Source organism: Photobacterium minamisatsumaniensis (genome assembly GCF_050336695.1).
GTDB classification, from domain to species: Bacteria; Pseudomonadota; Gammaproteobacteria; order Enterobacterales; family Vibrionaceae; genus Photobacterium; species Photobacterium minamisatsumaniensis.
In genome coordinates, this window is record NZ_JAKJSI010000044.1 from 1 (window position 1) to 18,048 (window position 18,048).

General features: G+C 40.9%; 21 protein-coding genes and 1 pseudogene. 3 read left to right on the top strand and 19 right to left on the bottom strand.

What is annotated here, in order from left to right:
• Window positions 1-132: 132 nt before the first annotated feature.
• From L4D78_RS21750 to L4D78_RS21800, 11 genes and pseudogenes are all read right to left on the bottom strand, one after another.
• A complete protein-coding gene (locus tag L4D78_RS21750) occupies window positions 133-636 on the bottom strand; it encodes a GNAT family N-acetyltransferase (RefSeq protein WP_428468860.1) in 504 nt (167 codons plus the stop codon).
• Window positions 637-736: 100 nt separating this feature from the next.
• Entirely contained in the window at window positions 737-1,267 is a 531-nt protein-coding gene (locus L4D78_RS21755) for a GNAT family N-acetyltransferase (protein WP_428468861.1), read from the bottom strand.
• A 29-nt stretch (window positions 1,268-1,296) separates the two neighbouring features.
• Entirely contained in the window at window positions 1,297-1,767 is a 471-nt protein-coding gene (locus L4D78_RS21760) for a GNAT family N-acetyltransferase (RefSeq protein ID WP_428468862.1), read from the bottom strand.
• Between the two features lie 252 nt (window positions 1,768-2,019).
• On the bottom strand, window positions 2,020-2,646 hold the full coding sequence (locus L4D78_RS21765) for a LysE family translocator (RefSeq protein ID WP_428468863.1): 627 nt from the start codon (window positions 2,644-2,646) through the stop codon (window positions 2,020-2,022).
• Window positions 2,647-3,397: 751 nt separating this feature from the next.
• Entirely contained in the window at window positions 3,398-3,625 is a 228-nt protein-coding gene (locus L4D78_RS21770) for a DUF1330 domain-containing protein (protein WP_428468864.1), read from the bottom strand.
• Between the two features lie 216 nt (window positions 3,626-3,841).
• A complete protein-coding gene (locus L4D78_RS21775; RefSeq protein WP_428468865.1) occupies window positions 3,842-4,126 on the bottom strand; it encodes a carboxymuconolactone decarboxylase family protein in 285 nt (94 codons plus the stop codon).
• 113 nt (window positions 4,127-4,239) lie between these two features.
• A pseudogene (locus tag L4D78_RS21780) lies at window positions 4,240-4,377 on the bottom strand (LysE family translocator); the annotation flags it as partial.
• Between the two features lie 164 nt (window positions 4,378-4,541).
• Window positions 4,542-5,093: a P-loop NTPase family protein gene (locus L4D78_RS21785; protein ID WP_428468866.1), complete on the bottom strand. Its 552-nt coding sequence runs from the start codon at window positions 5,091-5,093 to the stop codon at window positions 4,542-4,544.
• Window positions 5,094-5,341: 248 nt separating this feature from the next.
• Complete coding sequence (locus L4D78_RS21790; RefSeq protein ID WP_428468914.1) at window positions 5,342-5,839, bottom strand: GNAT family N-acetyltransferase; 498 nt, start codon at window positions 5,837-5,839, stop codon at window positions 5,342-5,344.
• Between the two features lie 370 nt (window positions 5,840-6,209).
• The gene (locus tag L4D78_RS21795; RefSeq protein WP_428468867.1) at window positions 6,210-7,256 is read right to left on the bottom strand and encodes a DUF2955 domain-containing protein; all 1,047 of its coding nucleotides are present in this window, start codon (window positions 7,254-7,256) and stop codon (window positions 6,210-6,212) included.
• A gap of 40 nt (window positions 7,257-7,296) precedes the next feature.
• Window positions 7,297-8,442 (bottom strand): HlyD family secretion protein, encoded by a 1,146-nt coding sequence (locus tag L4D78_RS21800; protein WP_428468868.1) that lies wholly within the window; start codon window positions 8,440-8,442, stop codon window positions 7,297-7,299.
• A gap of 224 nt (window positions 8,443-8,666) precedes the next feature.
• Between L4D78_RS21800 and L4D78_RS21805 the strand changes: the two genes are divergently transcribed.
• The gene (locus L4D78_RS21805) at window positions 8,667-9,866 is read left to right on the top strand and encodes a cation:proton antiporter (protein ID WP_428468869.1); all 1,200 of its coding nucleotides are present in this window, start codon (window positions 8,667-8,669) and stop codon (window positions 9,864-9,866) included.
• A gap of 29 nt (window positions 9,867-9,895) precedes the next feature.
• Here the strand turns inward: L4D78_RS21805 and L4D78_RS21810 are convergent, their stop codons facing one another.
• The 4 genes from L4D78_RS21810 to L4D78_RS21825 all read right to left on the bottom strand — a co-directional run bounded on the left by L4D78_RS21810 (window position 9,896) and on the right by L4D78_RS21825 (window position 12,019).
• Window positions 9,896-10,264, bottom strand: a complete 369-nt coding sequence (locus L4D78_RS21810; RefSeq protein ID WP_428468870.1) for a carboxymuconolactone decarboxylase family protein — start codon at window positions 10,262-10,264, stop codon at window positions 9,896-9,898.
• 183 nt (window positions 10,265-10,447) lie between these two features.
• Entirely contained in the window at window positions 10,448-10,915 is a 468-nt protein-coding gene (locus L4D78_RS21815) for an OsmC family protein (protein ID WP_428468871.1), read from the bottom strand.
• Window positions 10,916-11,081: 166 nt separating this feature from the next.
• The gene (locus tag L4D78_RS21820; RefSeq protein ID WP_428468872.1) at window positions 11,082-11,414 is read right to left on the bottom strand and encodes a YnfA family protein; all 333 of its coding nucleotides are present in this window, start codon (window positions 11,412-11,414) and stop codon (window positions 11,082-11,084) included.
• On the bottom strand, window positions 11,408-12,019 hold the full coding sequence (locus L4D78_RS21825) for a DJ-1/PfpI family protein (protein WP_428468873.1): 612 nt from the start codon (window positions 12,017-12,019) through the stop codon (window positions 11,408-11,410). The genes L4D78_RS21820 and L4D78_RS21825 overlap by 7 nt, the downstream gene beginning before the upstream one ends.
• A 236-nt stretch (window positions 12,020-12,255) precedes the next feature.
• Between L4D78_RS21825 and L4D78_RS21830 the strand changes: the two genes are divergently transcribed.
• Entirely contained in the window at window positions 12,256-12,438 is a 183-nt protein-coding gene (locus L4D78_RS21830; protein ID WP_428468874.1) for a hypothetical protein, read from the top strand.
• Between the two features lie 61 nt (window positions 12,439-12,499).
• On the opposite strand, the gene L4D78_RS21835 is transcribed toward L4D78_RS21830, so the two are convergent.
• The 3 genes from L4D78_RS21835 to L4D78_RS21845 all read right to left on the bottom strand — a co-directional run bounded on the left by L4D78_RS21835 (window position 12,500) and on the right by L4D78_RS21845 (window position 14,564).
• Complete coding sequence (locus tag L4D78_RS21835; RefSeq protein ID WP_428468875.1) at window positions 12,500-12,820, bottom strand: DOPA 4,5-dioxygenase family protein; 321 nt, start codon at window positions 12,818-12,820, stop codon at window positions 12,500-12,502.
• A 289-nt stretch (window positions 12,821-13,109) separates the two neighbouring features.
• Window positions 13,110-13,442: a Fis family transcriptional regulator gene (locus tag L4D78_RS21840; RefSeq protein ID WP_428468876.1), complete on the bottom strand. Its 333-nt coding sequence runs from the start codon at window positions 13,440-13,442 to the stop codon at window positions 13,110-13,112.
• 459 nt (window positions 13,443-13,901) lie between these two features.
• The gene (locus L4D78_RS21845; protein ID WP_428468877.1) at window positions 13,902-14,564 is read right to left on the bottom strand and encodes a chromosome segregation ATPase; all 663 of its coding nucleotides are present in this window, start codon (window positions 14,562-14,564) and stop codon (window positions 13,902-13,904) included.
• 448 nt (window positions 14,565-15,012) lie between these two features.
• Between L4D78_RS21845 and L4D78_RS21850 the strand changes: the two genes are divergently transcribed.
• Window positions 15,013-15,912 (top strand): DNA ligase, encoded by a 900-nt coding sequence (locus L4D78_RS21850; protein WP_428468878.1) that lies wholly within the window; start codon window positions 15,013-15,015, stop codon window positions 15,910-15,912.
• Between the two features lie 101 nt (window positions 15,913-16,013).
• Here the strand turns inward: L4D78_RS21850 and L4D78_RS21855 are convergent, their stop codons facing one another.
• The gene (locus L4D78_RS21855) at window positions 16,014-17,903 is read right to left on the bottom strand and encodes a methyl-accepting chemotaxis protein (protein WP_428468879.1); all 1,890 of its coding nucleotides are present in this window, start codon (window positions 17,901-17,903) and stop codon (window positions 16,014-16,016) included.
• Between the last annotated feature and the right edge of the window lie 145 nt (window positions 17,904-18,048).

Here is an 18,048-nt window from a genome sequence, read left to right on the forward strand (position 1 = left end):
CTGCTGTAATGTAAGTAAAAATGTCCAATTATTGATAATCAAAATGACTAAAAGAGAAACATAACGCCTTCATGATATGTGCTCCGTAAAACCAACAGAGCACTTTATTATACGAATTTGTCAACGACGTTTTTATAACTCTAACTCCATTTTGTAATCATCCATGACATATCCATTACCGATATCAGCACAGACTTCACTAACAATTTTAAATCCCATTTTTTCATACGCAGCAATAGTTCCAGTATTTTCCTTATTAACAGTAAGGTAGATTAGGTTTTTATTGTTAATTTTAGCTAGTTGTATCATAAATCCTATTGCTTTCTTTCCTGCTCCTTTACCTCTTTCGCTTGATAAGACATATAATTTACTCAGAAATAGGGCATTATTTTCTAATCGTACGCCCGAATAACCAACTAAATTCCCACCACGCTCAATCACGTAATAATGTACTTTATTGTTTTTTAATTCATCTTTTAAAGCAGTATATGATTGAAATTTACCCAGCATATACTCAACCTGAGCAGAGCCAATTATGGGCGTATAGTGCTCCCCCCAAATAATACTCGCCAGTTCCACTATAGATTCTAATTGTCCATTGGTTTTTACTTCATCAAAGCTAATTTCTTCTGCCATCTAGTCAATCCTATCTGTTTCGTTAATCGCCTAACTAATGACATGTCCTCTCTCTCAATCGAATATAGAGAGGAAGACCAAGGTCAACCCACATCAATTGCTATAAGACAGTTTTCGCGTAAACCACCGTATTACTTAAATCACCAGATGGCATTCTGCGCTCATTGAGTAATGTACCTTCAAATGAATACCCACATCGCTCAGCTACAGCCCTACTTTTTGTATTTCCTTCAGCTGCTCTGATTTCTACACGATTTGCTTTAAGTTCTGTAAACGCATAGTTTTCAATAACGCTCACCGCTTCAGCTATATACCCAAAACCAACGCAAGTACTCCGTAACCAATAGCCAATTTCAAAATATGGTACATCTTTATCACGAATGATAAGACCTATTGCCCCAACAAATATGCCAGAGTTCTTATCAACTAGTGAGTAACGTAACTCACCTTCGAACGCCTCAAAATTTGATATTGCTTGCTTCATATTTTCGATTGATTCTTCTTCAGTCAAAGAAAACGGAACCCAAGGAAGAAACTCACTAAGCTCAGCCTCACTTTCCCTTATCGCTTCCAGCATTAAGGACTGAATCTCCATGGTAGGTGGTACTAATTGAAGTCTATCTGTTTCCATATATGCTGATCCCCTACTAAATACTTCTGTTATGAGGTTAAGCCCCATACCATTATCGTTGTTGTGATCTCAAGGTGACTTGCTTGGTGTAACTCTTTAAAACCATGTTTTTTATAAAGAGCTACATTGTGGCTTTCACATTGTAGATACAGCTGCTTAATGCCTAAGCTCACGGCTTTACTTTTAGCTTCTGAAACCAACAAGCTTGATATTCCACGACCTCTGTTCGAGGGGCTAACAAAAACGCCACCTAGCCAATGTTCATATTCTGGATAATTCCTGTTTTCACGATATTTAAGCTCTACAACTCCAACAAGTTCACTATTGTCATGAATAACTATTGCCAAAGGAATTTCATTACGATTAATCGACTTTTCAACAACCTTTTCACGCACTATTTCTTCAGTAACATTTGGGGCTATGTGAGCCCACTCATTGTAGTACCACTGAGCTATTTTATTTGCTTCATGCGGATGATCCGCAAGTAGAGTAACTTCCATATTTCCTCGCTGCCTAATAGCGTAATCCACCATGATATAATCAATTTATAGCATTGATTTAGGTAATGAAAGGTAAGATTCGGCCCTTTTTCGGGAAAGCCTGATACTGCGTGGGACGATAAAAACCGTCTAACAAATGAGGACCATGAATGACTAGTGTTCGTGATACCACCATGGTATGGCCACAAAACCATTAAACAGCCCGAAGTAGATAGGCTGCTCTAGAGGTAATTTGATGGCCTTATACATCCTTCACCGTTGTTTCATAAACGCAACGGCTAACCCCGATGTCACAAATGTAAACCCTGCACCAATGTTTAAACCAGAAACTATTTTTGGCTTACTCTTTAACCAGCTTGAAAGTTTTGAGGCGAAAACACCCATTAAACTAAAACCGACTGCTGTAAGTAATGCAAACCAAACACCATAAGCTAACATTTGGATTGAGACCGAGCCTAAACTTGGATTAACAAATTGAGGAATAAAAGCGAGAACAAACATACCCGGCTTCGGATTTAATGCTGCAGATAAAAAACCAGTAGAGAATATTGTTTTCAATGATTGTTTTTTAGCGGGTTCCAACGAAAATAAATTTCTAGACCTGAGAACTTTAACGCCAAGCCAAATCAAATAAGCAGCACCAATAAATTTAACAACATAAAATGCAACGGTTGATGTTTGAAGCAATAAGGTAAGCCCAAACGTTGCAGCTAGAACATGAAATAAGATTCCCGCCCCTGAAGATACACCCGATACAACTGCAGCCAACTTTCCTTGGCTGAGGCCACGGCCTACCGCGAGTAAATTATCTGGCCCCGGTGAGATAACCAACAGTAAACATGCAATGCTATAAGCTAACCAAACTTCTAATGGGAACATCATCCCTCCTTGTAAGGGTTAGAGCTACGCTACCGCCTAACCTAAATAATACACCGTGAACACGAAACCCAGCCTTGAACTTAAAATGCCGAGCATTGAGGTTCGCTCTTAAATATCTCGTTAGTTTACTAATACCCACTGACTTCCTAGTTCAAAACAATGATTGTCGTAATCTATGTATGGCAACAAGGAAGTGCTATTGTTGCCGCCTATTGTAAGCATGATGCAACGAACACTAAGGGCACAAATAAGCCAATTCATATCGAAATATCAATAACTTAAACCCCCTCACCCCCTTATTATAGTTTTTAGCTTCCTACTCTGGATAGTCCTTAACAAGCATTACATAAACTGTTAAGAAAAATGACAAAATAAACGTAATTTGCCAAAGTCCTCCGCTATAAAACGACATTTGATTGTCAGACCAAAACCTGAGTGCAAAGTTAAATAGCTCGCCTTTTATTCCAAGTACAAGAACCGTTGCACAATAGTATTTCATAAACTCCAAAAGTAGGTTCCTAGCTTGTAATAAATGGCCTGCACTCATACCTCACCCTTATGATTAAATTCAGCGAGTTAAACTTAAATTTGGACATAGACTTAATTCAATTTCAAGAATAAATATAAAAATTACAGCGGAGTTAAAATCTTTGATTAAACCCTATTAATTTAATCAAAGATTAATTAGAACCATGAACTTATGATAATTGACATAACGCTCAATTAAGTAGCTAACAGCACTACCCAAACACTAAGGTATCTTAGTTTCTATGTTCAACTGCCCTTCAAGACCTGCTTCACGGTGAACAGCTAGAGCTTTAAATTCTTCAGAGGACGTCATTTCAAGCAGTGCTTTACGAGATGGATATTTAACAATTACAAATGCATCCCAAAGTTCACCTACCTGACCAAGGATCAGACCAGTAACTTCAGAATAGAAAACAACTTCTGCACCGTACGTTTCGAGTACTTTGAGCATTGGTTGACCGTACAACTCATATGCATCTTTACCCGTTAAGTCCGACTCCCGACCATCAGCATAGACCGCTTTATCACGGAATTTAAAAAAGGTTTAGCAGATGAACCTCGCCCGAATCAGGTGAAGATTTTAGCCTCTCCATCTGTTCATGCGATGGGTGTAGCTTATTTAGAACTTCCATATTCACTCCTGCAGCATAGTATCGACATAACACACCTAATAGTTATCTATGTCGATTTTATATTTAGATAGTACTTCTTGCATTTGAAGTTTCTTTTGGCCTGCGGCTACAGCCATTACTTTAGCTGTGACATCAGATATTTCACCTTTAGTTATACCTGCCTTTTTAGATTCTTGTAAATAATATCGAATGCATGGTAAACAATTCATTGCCATTGCGGCAGATAAACCAACTAATAATTCAGTTCGAGTATCCAAGTGTTCATTGGTATGAGTTGAATGGTAAAACTCTTCATATGGTTTTTGATGCTTTCCTAGCATAAAATATCCTTATAAGTTATTTGGTGAATTCCATATTGTTGATGCAACAGTCGACTCCACATTACGCTGTCACCATAATGACTCTACGTAATAACGCTTTGCTAACGGGCGACAACGCAGATACCAGCAAGAAGAGGCAATGTTTTCTTCACAACAAAATTAACACCTGATGTCATTACCATAATATTATTTGGTCCAGGTGTAACTGAGGAGGAAACTGCAAACAAAGTAACTGCAAAAAGGTATTCCATATTATAACATCCATATCAAACCAATCCCTTATGGTTTCATAATGACGAATAATGCATTTTTATTCAAGAATGATTTGTAGCCTTCCAAACAACGAAAGAAATAAGTCACCATCATTGCACGTGTAAGAAAGATGGCGTTATGTGAAATAAGAATATCGCTAAAATTAGTTATTAACGCCATAGTCATTTGTTTTAGACGTGTTACTTACATGCTCTAAAACAAAATTATTCAGTTCAGTTACGGTTTTAATTACGTGAACATCTTTGCTATCAGATTTTTCTATTAACTTAGACATGAAATCATCATTCCAGAACTTTGGGCACAGTTTGAGCGTCTTATAGCTCGCCAGCGTACCTTTGAGTACTAAGCTTCCATCAGGCCAACCTTCTGGCTTTATAAACACCCCTTTTAAAAAGCGTTTCGTCACAAACCAATAGCTGACTGGATACGGGAGATCTATATAAACTAGGGTATCCGCAGCTTCTAAACGTTTATTGAATGAGCTGATAGGTCCGAACCCATCAATTATCCAGCTATCTGTGCACAATATATTGTCATGTGCTTTATCAAATACTTCTCGAGCTACAAGCTCACCGTTGGGCTTATAAACAATCGAGTCTAACTGATGAAGCGGCGTCCCTGTAGATAAAGCTAATGCTTTGCTTACAGTCGATTTTCCGCTACCTGGTTTGCCAAAAACTGCTACCTTTTTCATGTAACCTCCTCAAAGAGAATGTTTCCCCATAAGGTAGATATAGAAAACCCACCTTTACGGGTGGGTTCAATAATCTAAAGCCTATCAAAAATCCCACCATTCTTATGGAGTGATGATAATTCGTTTCGTAAGTTGCTTTAGATTCATTTTCATACAACCAGCATCATATAACGGAAGTAACTTGTCAATTGGATTTATGCGTAAATCAGCACAATCACAAAACCCAACCAAACTAAAATCGCCAAGTGCTAGCTGTAGATTTGAACTCTTTGTGAGGCGATTATATCCCAACGAAAATATGGTCGCCTGCCATCCATACGCTCAACTTCCGCACCAATCCTTTTATAGAACTGTTGGGCCTTATTGTTATGAGGGCTAGCTGTCCATGAAATATGAGAAACCAATGATTTTTGAGCCTGTTCTTTCAAAGCTTTCATAAGCTCTACACCATAACCTTTTGACCTTTGCCCCCCAATAACCAAGAGGTCATCAAGCCAGATTGATGGTTCTCCACTAAACGATGAATAACGATAATGATATAGAGCAAACCCGTATGATTCATTGTTAGACTCTAACAATAAAGCATGTGCAAATGGGTTATCACCAAATAACGTACGTTCTATTTTCTCTATTGATGTCGAGATTTCACCGTGAAATGCTTTCATGCTGCGGTCAAACTCAGCTTTGCGTTCAATAAGTTCTAGTAACTTACTTGAATCATGTTTTGTCGCACTCCTTACGAACATTCGTCCTCTCCATAGTTGAAATACTTGTTGGTGGCTAACGCCCGTTCCTACTAATCCCCACAAAAGACCTTTGTAGTTCAACAAGTAGACACGCACCTCACCTTCTGATCTAATGAATTCAGTACAAGCATTGTATTAAGCGCATTGGCCGTTTATTCGGCAAAAACCACCAAAAATACGTAAAGACCGACCAAAAGGTCGAGGTGTTTATCCGCTTAAGCCGTCTATAATAAGTCAGCAGAAGAGTCTTAGTTACTGGTGGTTTGGAGTTATTACAGAGCATAACGGTTGGCATCGCCATGTTCTGCCATTCATCAGGCTTGGAAAAGAAGTCTTCCGGCGACTGGAATACCACACCAGCTAATCAACACTATGGTTTTTTAGATAGTTTGAGTGAAAGACGTAACCAATAATAACGACACATATCGGTCACCTTAAACATAGCCCACACATACAGGCCAGCCAGAAAAATTTGCATCACACGCTTTAATAGGCTGACTCCAACATCACTGTCTACGTAGTACATCGCCCCACCAATAAGTACTAGAAACCCATTGATACCCGATGACCAATACAATGATGTTTTAGTCATTCTGAATATTTTCCCGCCCCAGAACAAAAGAAAACACATAGCGAATAACCCTAAGAATACCGGGTGAGGAAACATAACAATGAGCTCATAGAAAATTACCGCTCCGAACCCGGCCACAAACATATTGGCGACCACGCCAACTCGACCTTCACGGTATGCTCCAACACTACTCAGTTCCATCGCAAAAAATGTGGCCAAAATAGGTATCAGTAAATCGGTGACAGTAAAGGTAATAACAAAAGCAACAAGTGGCATCATGGTAACTGCCATTGTTAACGCTATCGAAGTGGTATCTCCCTCCGGGCCATGATGGCTATGGCTATCGCCTAACTCACCATTGTATTTCGGGGGTAAGGCCTTAAAAGCCAGTTGAGAGATAAGCAAAGCAACCAAGAAATTAAGCCAAAGGCCATTAGCCACTTTCCAAGCGGTGATAGGGTCTATCGTCACCACAACAGGAATCGCCGTTAAGCTTATTACCCCTGCAGCTAAAGCAAGGCCATGCACATCGCTTTCCAGTGCCCAACGGTAAAACCAGTACAATGCCAAACACACGTAAACAAGAAACAATATCGGGTACGGTGACAAAATAAAAAAAACGAGGCACTGACTGAATAGTAATACCGTCACCCACAGCATGATGGCAAAGGCTTGATACAGGGTTTGTGCTTTCGAGTCCTGCAATAAGATCGCTGTAATCAACGGGCAGACATAACCAAGCTTCCAATGCACGAATTGAGATATGAGCAATGCTAACGTCGTCCCCAAAGCTAGGCGCTTGGCTCTACGAGGCCAATACTCCGTCGATGGAACTATGCCTGCCATGCTCTGTTACCTGTCATAAATAAGCTGCCATAAAATCATGCTAATAGGCAAAAGACAACATGCTCATCAGGCGTAGCCAAAGATGTGCAAGTGAATTGAGGATTGAGCTATCACTGGTATAAACGACCACATCGGCTTGACCGTTATGGCGCAAGTTAACCAGCTGATCTTCTGGTAACTGATAATCTTTCAGCGATATGATGACTGAGAAAAATTGTGGACTACGCAGCCATCCCGTGGACTTAGGTGCAGCACTGAGTGCTCCCTGTGAATAAGGCTTTCCCGTCGATACCGCCACAGCTAGGCTTTTGACTTTGCCTTTAAAAATTCTACCGGGATAAGCGTCCAGTGAGATATCTACCGGATTACCCACACGTATATTGCCCAAATTGTTTTCTGACATATACGCTTCTATCCATAAATCCGTGGTAGAAATAAAACTCATGATCGGCTGACCGGCTGTCACATAATTACCGCGGTCCAGTTTAATCGAACCAATATAGCCGTCTGATGCTGTTCGTAATTCGGTACGGGACAAATTGAGCAAAGCTTGCTCTAGCCGAGTTTCGGCAAGCCGCAGTTTGGGATTGTTTTGCCCCTTATTACCCAGCTCCTGCCTCGCCCTTTCTAGTTGGGATTCGGCCGCTTTAACTTGTGATCGGAGCGCTTTTACTCTCGCTCTAGCCGAGTCCCCTTCCGCTTTGGGGTAGATCCCTTTTTTTTCCAATGCATAAACGCGAGCCGCTTGGGTTCTGGCTTCATCCAGCATGGTGTTAGCTTCACTCACCTTGGCTGCTGCCTCGGCAACCACCGCAGTATCTGAGCCAATTTTTTGCCCAGCAATGGCAAGCTGAGCCTTGGCCTCTTCAACTGCGAAGATAAAACGACGTTGCTCAATCTTAAAAAACATATCGCCAGCCTTCACTGCTTGGTTCTTTTTGACATAAACCGTATCGATATAGCCCGACACATCCGGTATCACCGGCACTTCATAGGCTTGAACACGAGCATTTGTTGTATAAGGGGTAAAGCGATCCGATATTAGGTAATAGATCATGAAAAGCATAGTAACCAGCACCACAATTAACGTGGCCTTATGGCCATGTTTAGGTTCCCCATGACTACTATTGTCATGGTGTGTTTCTATTGATTCTGAATCCGCATCTTCGCTTTCATTCTCTTGCATCGCGATCACTCAATTTACTGTTTAATGAACATCAGATTCTCATGCTGTCTAGGCCAACACAGTAAAAAACGGTTATGGTGATATAAAACCGTGGGCACTTTCCTGTCTAGCTATTTTAGTGAGGTGTCCGGATAACTGTTTTCTCAGCAATAGGACATTGGATAGTTCCTACGAGCTAAAATGATTGATAATCCATCGCCCCTCTCTGACATTCGTGGTTTCGTATGTACTACAACCTTGCTGTTCTTGCGTTATTCGCCTTCCTTTTTAGTGCCGTTGCCGGGCGTATTGAAAGAAGTATCATTTCTGGACCGATGATTTTCATTGGCTTTGGCCTCATCAGCGGGCCGATGATATTGGGCGTTTTGAATATTAAGGTTGATGCCGTCCAGCTCCGTATCATTGCCGATTTAGCGCTTGCCTTAGTTTTATTTATCGATGCCGCCAATGCGGATCTCTCGTTACTTCGAAAATTTTCCCATATTCCCAGCCGCATGCTGCTTATCGGTTTACCTTTAACAATTACGCTTGGCGTCATTATTGGTTGGTTGTTCTTTCCGCAGATACCGCTTTTCGAGCTTTGCATTTTATCGACCATGCTTGCCGCGACAGACGCTGCTCTGGGAAAAGGCGTAGTGAACAATAAAGCCGTTCCTGCCCGTCTTCGAGAAGGGCTCAATGCGGAAAGTGGCCTCAACGATGGGCTCTGTGTTCCTGTTCTATTCTTATTTATCGCCTTAGCGGTAAATAGCCAAACAGAAGGAACCACTTTGGCATTAACGCTTTTTGTCAAAGAGATTGGTATCGGCGCGCTTGTCGGGTTGATTTTAACGGGGGTTGGCGCCGCTATTATGCAGTTTTGTTATTCTAGGGGCTGGTTTACCCATATATGGCTGCAGATCCCTGTCATCGCGCTGGCATTCAGCTGCTTTGCCGTCGCGCAGACACTGCATGGCAGCGGTTATATCGCAGCTTTCGCGGGTGGACTGCTATTTGGTAGGTTAGCCAAGAAAGACACGCACGAGTTAGTCCTTGCCAGTGAAGGGATTGCAGAGCTAATCGTTATGCTAACTTGGGTGACATTTGGTGTCGCGGTTGTTGGCCAAGTCTGGCTTGGTATATCACTCAATGTATTACTCTATTCGCTGTTAAGCCTGACAGTTATTCGCATTATCCCCATCATTATATCTCTGCACGGCACTGATGAAAGCTGGGAGCATAAACTCTTTTTAGGCTGGTTCGGCCCAAGGGGGCTCGCCAGCATCGTGTTTCTACTCATCGCTATTAGCAACCCACTTCAAAGTAAATCAATCTTAATCGATGTTGTGGTCTGTACTGTTACCCTTTGCGTGATCACCCATGGGATCAGTGCCAATCTCTGGGCAAAGAGATTGGCACAACGATCACAGGGCAACAATATATAGCCATTAAAGGCAAAGGAAACCTTTGCTTTTTATCGCTCTTCAAATACTTCTTTGGCTATATTCATTCCGTTGATTGCAGCGGGAAAACCAGCATAAACTGACATTTGTAAGATGATCTCGGTGATTTCTTTTTGCGTGCAGCCAATATTGATTGCGCCTTTTATGTGCCCTTTGAGCTGAGGCTGGCAATTACCCATCGCAGTTAGCGCTGCAATCGTGGCCAATTCCCGGGTCTTGAAGTCTAATCCTTCTCGTTGTAGCACATCGCCAAACGGGTATTCGATGGTGTATCTGGCAAGATCTGGGCAAACCTCACTGAAGTGTTCTGTCATCGCTCCAACAGCATCAGGATCAAGTTCATTCAGTTTGTCCACGCCACTTAAATATCTGTTATTCATGTTCTTTATTTCGAGATAATGTTTATATTTTGATCAAATAAATCAATGTAATAGGTAAGCTTACATTAGCAATTCATGCAACTCAACTGCACAATTCTGTCAACAACGACAGTAAGCATAGAAATACTGACACAAGGGGTCACTTCACAATATAATCACTTGGGGCTTTCTTCAAGCTTGATACTAAGCAATTATCTCAGTCGTCACCTCTGTTTTGACTGAATTTGCTATAAAACAGTTCCTGTGGGACATATGATGCATTTTCTCTAGTTGCTCATAAGTTGGCTGTCGTTCACCGGAAAATACGATGTGAGGTCGTAAAGTTACTTTTGTTACTGATGTTTTTCCATCAGTATCTTCTTCCATTAAACCAAGAGCATTGTCGACATATTCTTCAATTACATACTTACGTTTGGCTGCAATTGAGAGAAATACCAACATGTGACAACTAGACAAGGCCGCTATAAAAGCTTCTTCTGGATCGACGTTGGCTTCAACTGAATATGGTAATGGAACAACATGAGGTGAAGATGATGCTAAAACAGTTGCACCACCATCAAACTCCCAAATATGACCGCGACTATATTGATTGTCGATAAAAATTTCATCTTTACTACGATTCCATCGAATTTCAGCAGTATATTCAGACATCGTTTTTCCTTACTGTCCATTTTCATGAATTGCCTAACGCCTGCCACTTAAGAATCCCCACAAAATACCTTTGTAGTTCAATAAGTAGACACGCACCTTACCTTAATCACTTAAATCAACGCATAGTAAAAATGCCACGCGTTTCGAACCCCTCTTGAGCAGTTTGTTATATGGTTCTGGGCGCGAACATTATGATTGCCATTCCTAACAGTGCAACTGATACGCCGACTACGTCCCATAAAGTAGGACGAATACCATCAACTACCCATAACCAAAGTATTGCTACAAAAATATAGACACCACCGTACGCGGCATAAACCCTACCCGCAGCAGTAGGATGAAGAGATAGCAGCCATGCAAATAGTACCAGGAAGAATGCTGCTGGTAGTAAAAGCCAAACCGACTTATCCTCTTTTAACCAGAGATAAGGTAAGTAACAACCCAATATTTCTGCGATTGCCGTGACAAAGAACAATCCGATTGTTTTCAATTCTAGCAACTGTTTTTATCCCGTTTAAGCAACTTGTATATGCATTTTTGCCAATGATATTCCATTTGATTGGCAGTCTTTTCAGCTAAATCTAAGTTAGCAAGCTTTGATACTAAATCCAGACTCATGTCTATTCCAGCTGAGATTCCACCTGAGGTGATATATTTTCCATCAGAAACCCAACGATGGTTAGTAACAACGTTTAGCGCTGGGTAGTCTGCTTTAAGATCCGCAATATCTTCCCAGTGTGTAGTAACCGTTAAACCATTTAACAAATCAGCTTCAGCTAAAATAAAAGCACCGGTGCAAACTGATAGGACCCTTTGGGATTTACTTGCAACCTGTGAAACCCACGATACTACATTTGAATTTTTCACTTCTTCTGTATGCACGCCACCAACCACGATTAGAACATCAATATCAGGGTGAGAATCAAAAGCAAAATGAGGTTGAACCGGAAACCCTCCGCGGGCTTGGATAATACGACGTTCTTCAGCAACCAAGAATATATTCCAATTATTATCTTCCAATCGCTTTGCTGTGCTTAATACTTCAAATGGTCCTGAAAAATCAAGAACTTCAGCATTATCGTATATATATATTCCAATATTCATATTTCGTACACTCCTTGCACATAACGCCGCGCTCAGCCGCTGGAAGTCGGTTGCAGCGCCTTGTTATGTGTAACGTTCTTGCTATATACGTATTGCAGTAACCTCATTACTTACCAGCATTTCACCCGAAACGCCCAAACCATTTGGTTAAACTTATGTTTCATCTTTAACAGGTGCGCAACCACCGCAAACACACTAATGTTAGTAGCACGTCAATCACGCCGGAATATAAAACTATGAAAGTACTCATCCAATACACTCAGGCAGGCAAATATAGAGACCATGCATGGGAAGCTTTAGCAATGAAAGCAAAAGGTGAAGTTCAAGCAGTCACACCGTCTTATGCAGCACAACTCATCGATCAAGATAAAGCTAGCCTTGTAACTACTGAAGACGGGCAGCTCATTATCCACTCTTAGCCTACTTGATGAGCTCCAATATACGAGCGATTAAACTTAATTTAATCGCTTTGCTAGACTCCTAAAAGCCACTCAAATCTAATTCAACTGAGTCACCCAGCCAGTACGCATATTTTGTATGATCCGCTAAGTCGTCACCTGTTACTCCATGAACAAGCACACTCAAATTTTGTCTACGCGTATCTAACCAAGGAATTAAGTCATCAAAACTTTCATTACCAAATAGAATTTGGCAGCTCCATTTAGTATGTGGACCAACAGCCTTTTGGTGTACTCTGCCCACTTTTAAACCAAATTTTTCACCTGCCTCATTGCATAATTTAGTAGCAACAACCAAAGAATCTTTATCGAAATATACATGGGCATGATACTGGTCATGCATATTGACAGGTCTTTTGGGGATTTTAATTTCACATACTCCTATATGCCAGTTTCATTAAAGCCTACTGTTGGAAGCTACCTAACAAGAAATGGTAACATGAGATATAACAGGCATAAAAGACGACTTAATAACAATTTGTTGAACAGCTTTTTTTATATTCATTAATTCTCTGTTTTTTATCTACAGGGGCAATATAGCGGAATGCTGATACTGCCTGTAGCAAAAAAATTTAGAACCGCAACACCATTCACTGATGCCACAAAGTCAGATAGACACGTACTATATACATTCACCCCAATCTAATAGCCCAGTTCCCATTATTTTCTTTTGTACAGTTTTCTTCTGTATCATATGAGATATGAGCCGCCACACTTTTAAATCTGACACCCATTGTATTCAGTTTGCTCTCAATTAAAAGTGTGAGTGATTTTTCACCACCACCACCCATGAAAGTAGAAAGCTCTTCATTGGTATTAAAAATACAAATAACCCTCAAACTTTTCGGGAAGTTTGAATAATTAGCAAGATGGGTTATCCATTGGAATCCGTCAATTTCTTTTAATGCCGTTTCACAAACATCTGTTAATGTAATTCTTAGTTGGTTATCGATTTTCTTATCCATTTTACGCATACTTTACCCGCTAATCTAACGCCTGCCATCAGTTCCCTCACACAAACCAAAGATTACACTGTAGATACATAAAGCTCAATCATTACAGTAACGTCGCACCTGACGCCAAGGCAATGAAAATGTGAAAATAAACCTCAAACCATTACACCATTACACCATTACACCATTAATGTATGTTTTGATATATATTGAACTAATAGTGCTCCCACCCAGCAGTAATAAACTATATARTCATAGGAGATTAGAAACTTACTAAAAACATTATTAAACATTAATGATCATTGACGAATATATGTTCTTTCATACCGCATAATCACTTTATAACAAAGTTTAGATCAACACTTTCCAGTTATTGCTAAGCGTTCATTAAATTTTCATTGCTTTTTTACTCTAAGAGGCAAAAAACGAGCACGACTTTGCGTCGCACTCATTATTTTCATGTAATACAGGCTATTTTACTTTTGGCACATCAATTTCAATTCTGTTGTTGAGCTCTTCTAACTCTGATTCCAACGCAACAAGTTGGGCTTGTTTTTCTTCAACAACATCTAGCTTCGCTTCATACTTATCGCAGTCAGCCTGCGACACCCAATTCCAGCTAGTGCCCGATTTAAATTCATCGCATGCCTGCTTGAATTCTTTAGCAATACTCTCTGATTCTGTTACTTGCCGTTTCGCGCTTTCAACATCTTTTTGTAATCGGAGTTGTTGTTGATAAAGCTCTTTAGAATTGTCTAAAACGACTTTCTGTTTCTCGGCGGTCGTTTTCAACTCAACCACTTTAGTATCAAGTTTTTTCTTCGTAACGGTTAAGGTTTTTTGTTCTTTTTTCATTGAGCTAAGCTGCTTTTCAAACTCAACTTTTTGCGCATCTAAATCAGCTTGTTTTTGTTCAAGCTTAAGAACAATGGCTTGTAGATCTATCGCTGACTGAGTTTCAAGCTTTTCGTAGCGTTGTTGCTGTACTTGTTTATCTTCAACAAGTTGTGCATTTTTCTGTTTTAAAGCGTCATAATCTTCTTGGCTTGGACCCGGATTTCGATTCCAAACAGCCGTGGCCAATAAGCTACCAACGACTAAACCTGCAACTAATGAAACTTTCCAAGATGTCATATCTATCTATCCACTTAAGTCGGCTGAATTTGTGTAGCAACCAAACAGGTTATAGCCATTCGATAATATGCTACACATTTGCCTTGATACTATGTCATGTTYATATCAAAAATAACCTGAAAACAGTAGTTAGCAACCTAATAAGTTAAAAGAAAAATCGCCAGTATTGATCCAGCCCAAACTTCTTATTGACTAAGTGAGTCCACCGTTAGCAATTCTGGTCGTGTAATATACATTCATACTTAACTTTACAGACAATAAAGCAAACCCATTTTTTCCGGTTAACCGTCATAGATTCCTCTCGCATTTTTTCTTTTTTAATGTGCTCATAATTACATGTTTTGGCGTAACTTCTCGCAATATCATGCTCTCTGCTAGATTGCTTTGTACTCACCGTACTAAACCTGACAGCCTAGGCATAATTACTATCCACAAAGGTATCCAATCTATGTCGTTTATCATTAATGGTGCCCTTCGGCTAAACCGACTCTCTGGCGCATTGGCTTTACTGCTTAGTCCTTTCCATGCTGTTTCAGGATCTACGCCCGATGTCATGCGATCAACCGCCCTATCACCTGCAGACTTAAGCTCTGTTGACATGAAGTTAGAGAATCTTAGCCACTACTTTGTGAGTGAAAAGTTAGATGGGATTCGCGCACAGTGGAATGGTGAAAATCTACAAACTCGTCGTGGAAATCTCATCCATGCACCCGGGTGGTTCACGGCCAACTTCCCAAAAAATCGAAGCTTTGAAGGAGAGCTTTGGCTTGGCAGGGATCAGTTTCAAGCATTGAGTAAAATAGTATTAGATGATGTGCCAAGCGATGAGCTATGGCGGAAAGTAACTTTTCATGTATTCGATTCATCTTCCATAAAAGGGCCATTCAAAATACGCTACCAAGCGCTTTCACAACAAATACCGACTCTAGAATCACCATATATTCATGTTATTTTACAGCAGCAAATAGCCAGCTTAGATGCACTTCTCAAGTTGTTAGATGAGGTTGAAAAGCAAGGTGGTGAAGGTTTAATGCTTCAACATCAGGCTAACGATTACCGTTCAGGTAAAACTGACGGTTTCTTTAAGCTAAAAAACTATCATGATAGCGAAGCTACCGTTATTGGGTATGTAGAAGGGGAAGGTAAATACACAGGAAAGCTTGGGTCGGTTTGGGTGCTAACCGCAAACAATATTAAGTTCAAGATTGGTTCTGGGTTTAGTGATGCGGAACGAGAAAGCCCTCCCCCATTAGGCAGTATTATTCAATTTCGACACAACGGTTTCACCGATAGCGGCATCCCTCGTTTTGCACGTTATATCCGTATGCGGCCAACCCCCGATATTTAGCCATCACCAAATGTATAGACAGGCAAAATAATAAAGCCACCCTTTAAGTTACTCTATATAACCAAGGATGGCTTGGCTTTTCACTCACTAAACAAGGTTACTTATAACTTGTAGCGTTTCACTTCAGATTCAAGCTGATCAGCAAGTGACTTCAAACCTTCAGCTTGCTGGGCTGCTTCTTGAGCTTCCACTGCCATTTGATTTGCTACTTCTTGAACACCTTCAGTATTACGGCTTATTTCTGCCGTTACACTCGATTGCTCTTCTGCAGCTGAAGCAATTTGTGTTGCCATATCACTAATAACATTAATTTCGCTGGCAATATTGTTGATACTGTCACCTGCACCATCGACATCTTGTACGCTGGTTTCAGCCAAGTGGTGACTATCATTCATTACCGAAACAGCTTGCTTGGTTGTTGATTGAAGCGTTTCAATCATGGTCTGAATTTCTTCCGTTGAAGTGTGTGTACGCTGAGACAACACACGAACTTCATCAGCAACAACGGCAAAGCCACGGCCTTGCTCACCTGCTCGTGCTGCTTCAATGGCCGCATTCAATGCAAGTAGGTTCGTTTGCTCTGCGATATCACGAATGGTTGCTAAGATCGTACTGATCTTTAATGCATGTTCATTCAAATCTTCAATGATGCCCACAGCACTATCTACTTCACTGGCAAGGTTACCAATAGATTGCTGACTTTGGCCTACTTGGCTATGCCCTTCTGCAGTAAGTGTTACTGCTTGCTCTGCAGTTTTCGCTGTATTTTCAGCATTACCGGCAATTTCTTGGGTGGCACTCGCCATTTCAGTTACCGCTGTGGCAACCATTGTAATTTCATCCTGCTGATGACGAATATTATGGCTACGTTGAGTCGCAGATGTCGCAGCATCAGCTGCATTACGGTTTAGCTCGACGGTAATATCGCGTAATTTACTCGCCATTATGTGCTGACGAGCAACAAACTGATTAAAGTTATCAGCAAGCTTACCCACCTCATCTTGCGTGTTTACATCAATACGTACTGTTAAGTCACCTTCGCCGTTCGCAATATCTGCCAATGCTAACGAGACCTTATTAAGCTCGCTTAGCTGGCGGTTAACTAGCCAGCTAATAAAGCCACAAACCACAACTAAAATTGCCAAGCCAATTAATAATTGCTCGACCAATGTCTCAACAATCGGCGCTTCAAGGGTTTCGCGATCCATCACCATAACCATGGCCCAGCCCGAGTTAGGGACTTGCTGTACAGCAACGGCACGATCTTTCCCGTCAAAGTCACTAAAGAAGAAGCCATCACCTCGATTGGTTTCATATTCCAGTATTTGTGTTGTTAGCCCCAGCTCGGAAATAGGCTTTAATTGAGATTTTTCGTTCGGGTGAGCGACAATAACTTGATTTTTCATATCAAGCAGCATGGCATAACCATTGCCTAGCACTGGCACATTTAGCACATCTTTCATCAAGTCGCCCAACGCAAGATCAGCGCCGACAACACCGGCCAAAGTACCATTTTGCATAACCGGCTCAGCCAGCGTCACAACCAATGTTTGCATGGTATGGCTGACATATGGTGCAGTTACAACGGCATTACGCGCAGCTTGAGCATCTTGATACCAACCGCGAGTACGAGGGTCATAACCCGCTCGGTTTAATGATGGATCATGACGATACATCTCCCCTTGCTGGTTACCATAGAAGCTAAGACTGAAATTTCCAGAAGTTAATGTTTGCTTCAAATGGTTGACAATATCTGGCTCGGCGCTATTGCGCATTATATCTGCCATACCTGTGATTGCTGCTTGCTTATCACCAAGCCAATCACCAATCCCTTTTGTCACAGCAATGGAAGTATTAGTACTCTCGCTTTGAATTGATTGCCAGGCTTGCGCCTTCATTGATTGATACGAAAATCCACCCAGCGCAATGGCTGTAATTGAAATTGCGGCAAAACTAGAAAGAAGAAGTTTCGACTTTAACGACAGCTGCATAATAATCCTTGGAATACGTCACGTTGGCGCTGATTATAATGTGAAGGTTTAAATCACTTTGTGATCAAGAATAAATTTTATATGTGCTACAGTTCAATCGAGTACTTTATCACCAACAATATTCATTTTCGGTTCACGTACAATG

Coding starts and splice junctions, on each gene's coding strand:
- L4D78_RS21845 (WP_428468877.1), bottom strand. CDS start 14,564: ATGACATCTTGGAAAGTTTCATTAGTTGCAGGTTTAGTCGTTGGTAGC.
- L4D78_RS21785 (WP_428468866.1), bottom strand. CDS start 5,093: ATGAAAAAGGTAGCAGTTTTTGGCAAACCAGGTAGCGGAAAATCGACT.
- L4D78_RS21770 (WP_428468864.1), bottom strand. CDS start 3,625: ATGCTCAAAGTACTCGAAACGTACGGTGCAGAAGTTGTTTTCTATTCT.
- L4D78_RS21825 (WP_428468873.1), bottom strand. CDS start 12,019: ATGAATATTGGAATATATATATACGATAATGCTGAAGTTCTTGATTTT.
- L4D78_RS21850 (WP_428468878.1), top strand. CDS start 15,013: ATGTCGTTTATCATTAATGGTGCCCTTCGGCTAAACCGACTCTCTGGC.
- L4D78_RS21775 (WP_428468865.1), bottom strand. CDS start 4,126: ATGCTAGGAAAGCATCAAAAACCATATGAAGAGTTTTACCATTCAACT.
- L4D78_RS21750 (WP_428468860.1), bottom strand. CDS start 636: ATGGCAGAAGAAATTAGCTTTGATGAAGTAAAAACCAATGGACAATTA.
- L4D78_RS21815 (WP_428468871.1), bottom strand. CDS start 10,915: ATGTCTGAATATACTGCTGAAATTCGATGGAATCGTAGTAAAGATGAA.
- L4D78_RS21800 (WP_428468868.1), bottom strand. CDS start 8,442: ATGCAAGAGAATGAAAGCGAAGATGCGGATTCAGAATCAATAGAAACA.
- L4D78_RS21810 (WP_428468870.1), bottom strand. CDS start 10,264: ATGAATAACAGATATTTAAGTGGCGTGGACAAACTGAATGAACTTGAT.
- L4D78_RS21855 (WP_428468879.1), bottom strand. CDS start 17,903: ATGCAGCTGTCGTTAAAGTCGAAACTTCTTCTTTCTAGTTTTGCCGCA.
- L4D78_RS21760 (WP_428468862.1), bottom strand. CDS start 1,767: ATGGAAGTTACTCTACTTGCGGATCATCCGCATGAAGCAAATAAAATA.
- L4D78_RS21790 (WP_428468914.1), bottom strand. CDS start 5,839: ATGTTCGTAAGGAGTGCGACAAAACATGATTCAAGTAAGTTACTAGAA.
- L4D78_RS21795 (WP_428468867.1), bottom strand. CDS start 7,256: ATGGCAGGCATAGTTCCATCGACGGAGTATTGGCCTCGTAGAGCCAAG.
- L4D78_RS21840 (WP_428468876.1), bottom strand. CDS start 13,442: ATGGATAAGAAAATCGATAACCAACTAAGAATTACATTAACAGATGTT.
- L4D78_RS21755 (WP_428468861.1), bottom strand. CDS start 1,267: ATGGAAACAGATAGACTTCAATTAGTACCACCTACCATGGAGATTCAG.
- L4D78_RS21765 (WP_428468863.1), bottom strand. CDS start 2,646: ATGTTCCCATTAGAAGTTTGGTTAGCTTATAGCATTGCATGTTTACTG.
- L4D78_RS21805 (WP_428468869.1), top strand. CDS start 8,667: ATGTACTACAACCTTGCTGTTCTTGCGTTATTCGCCTTCCTTTTTAGT.
- L4D78_RS21830 (WP_428468874.1), top strand. CDS start 12,256: ATGAAAGTACTCATCCAATACACTCAGGCAGGCAAATATAGAGACCAT.
- L4D78_RS21835 (WP_428468875.1), bottom strand. CDS start 12,820: ATGCATGACCAGTATCATGCCCATGTATATTTCGATAAAGATTCTTTG.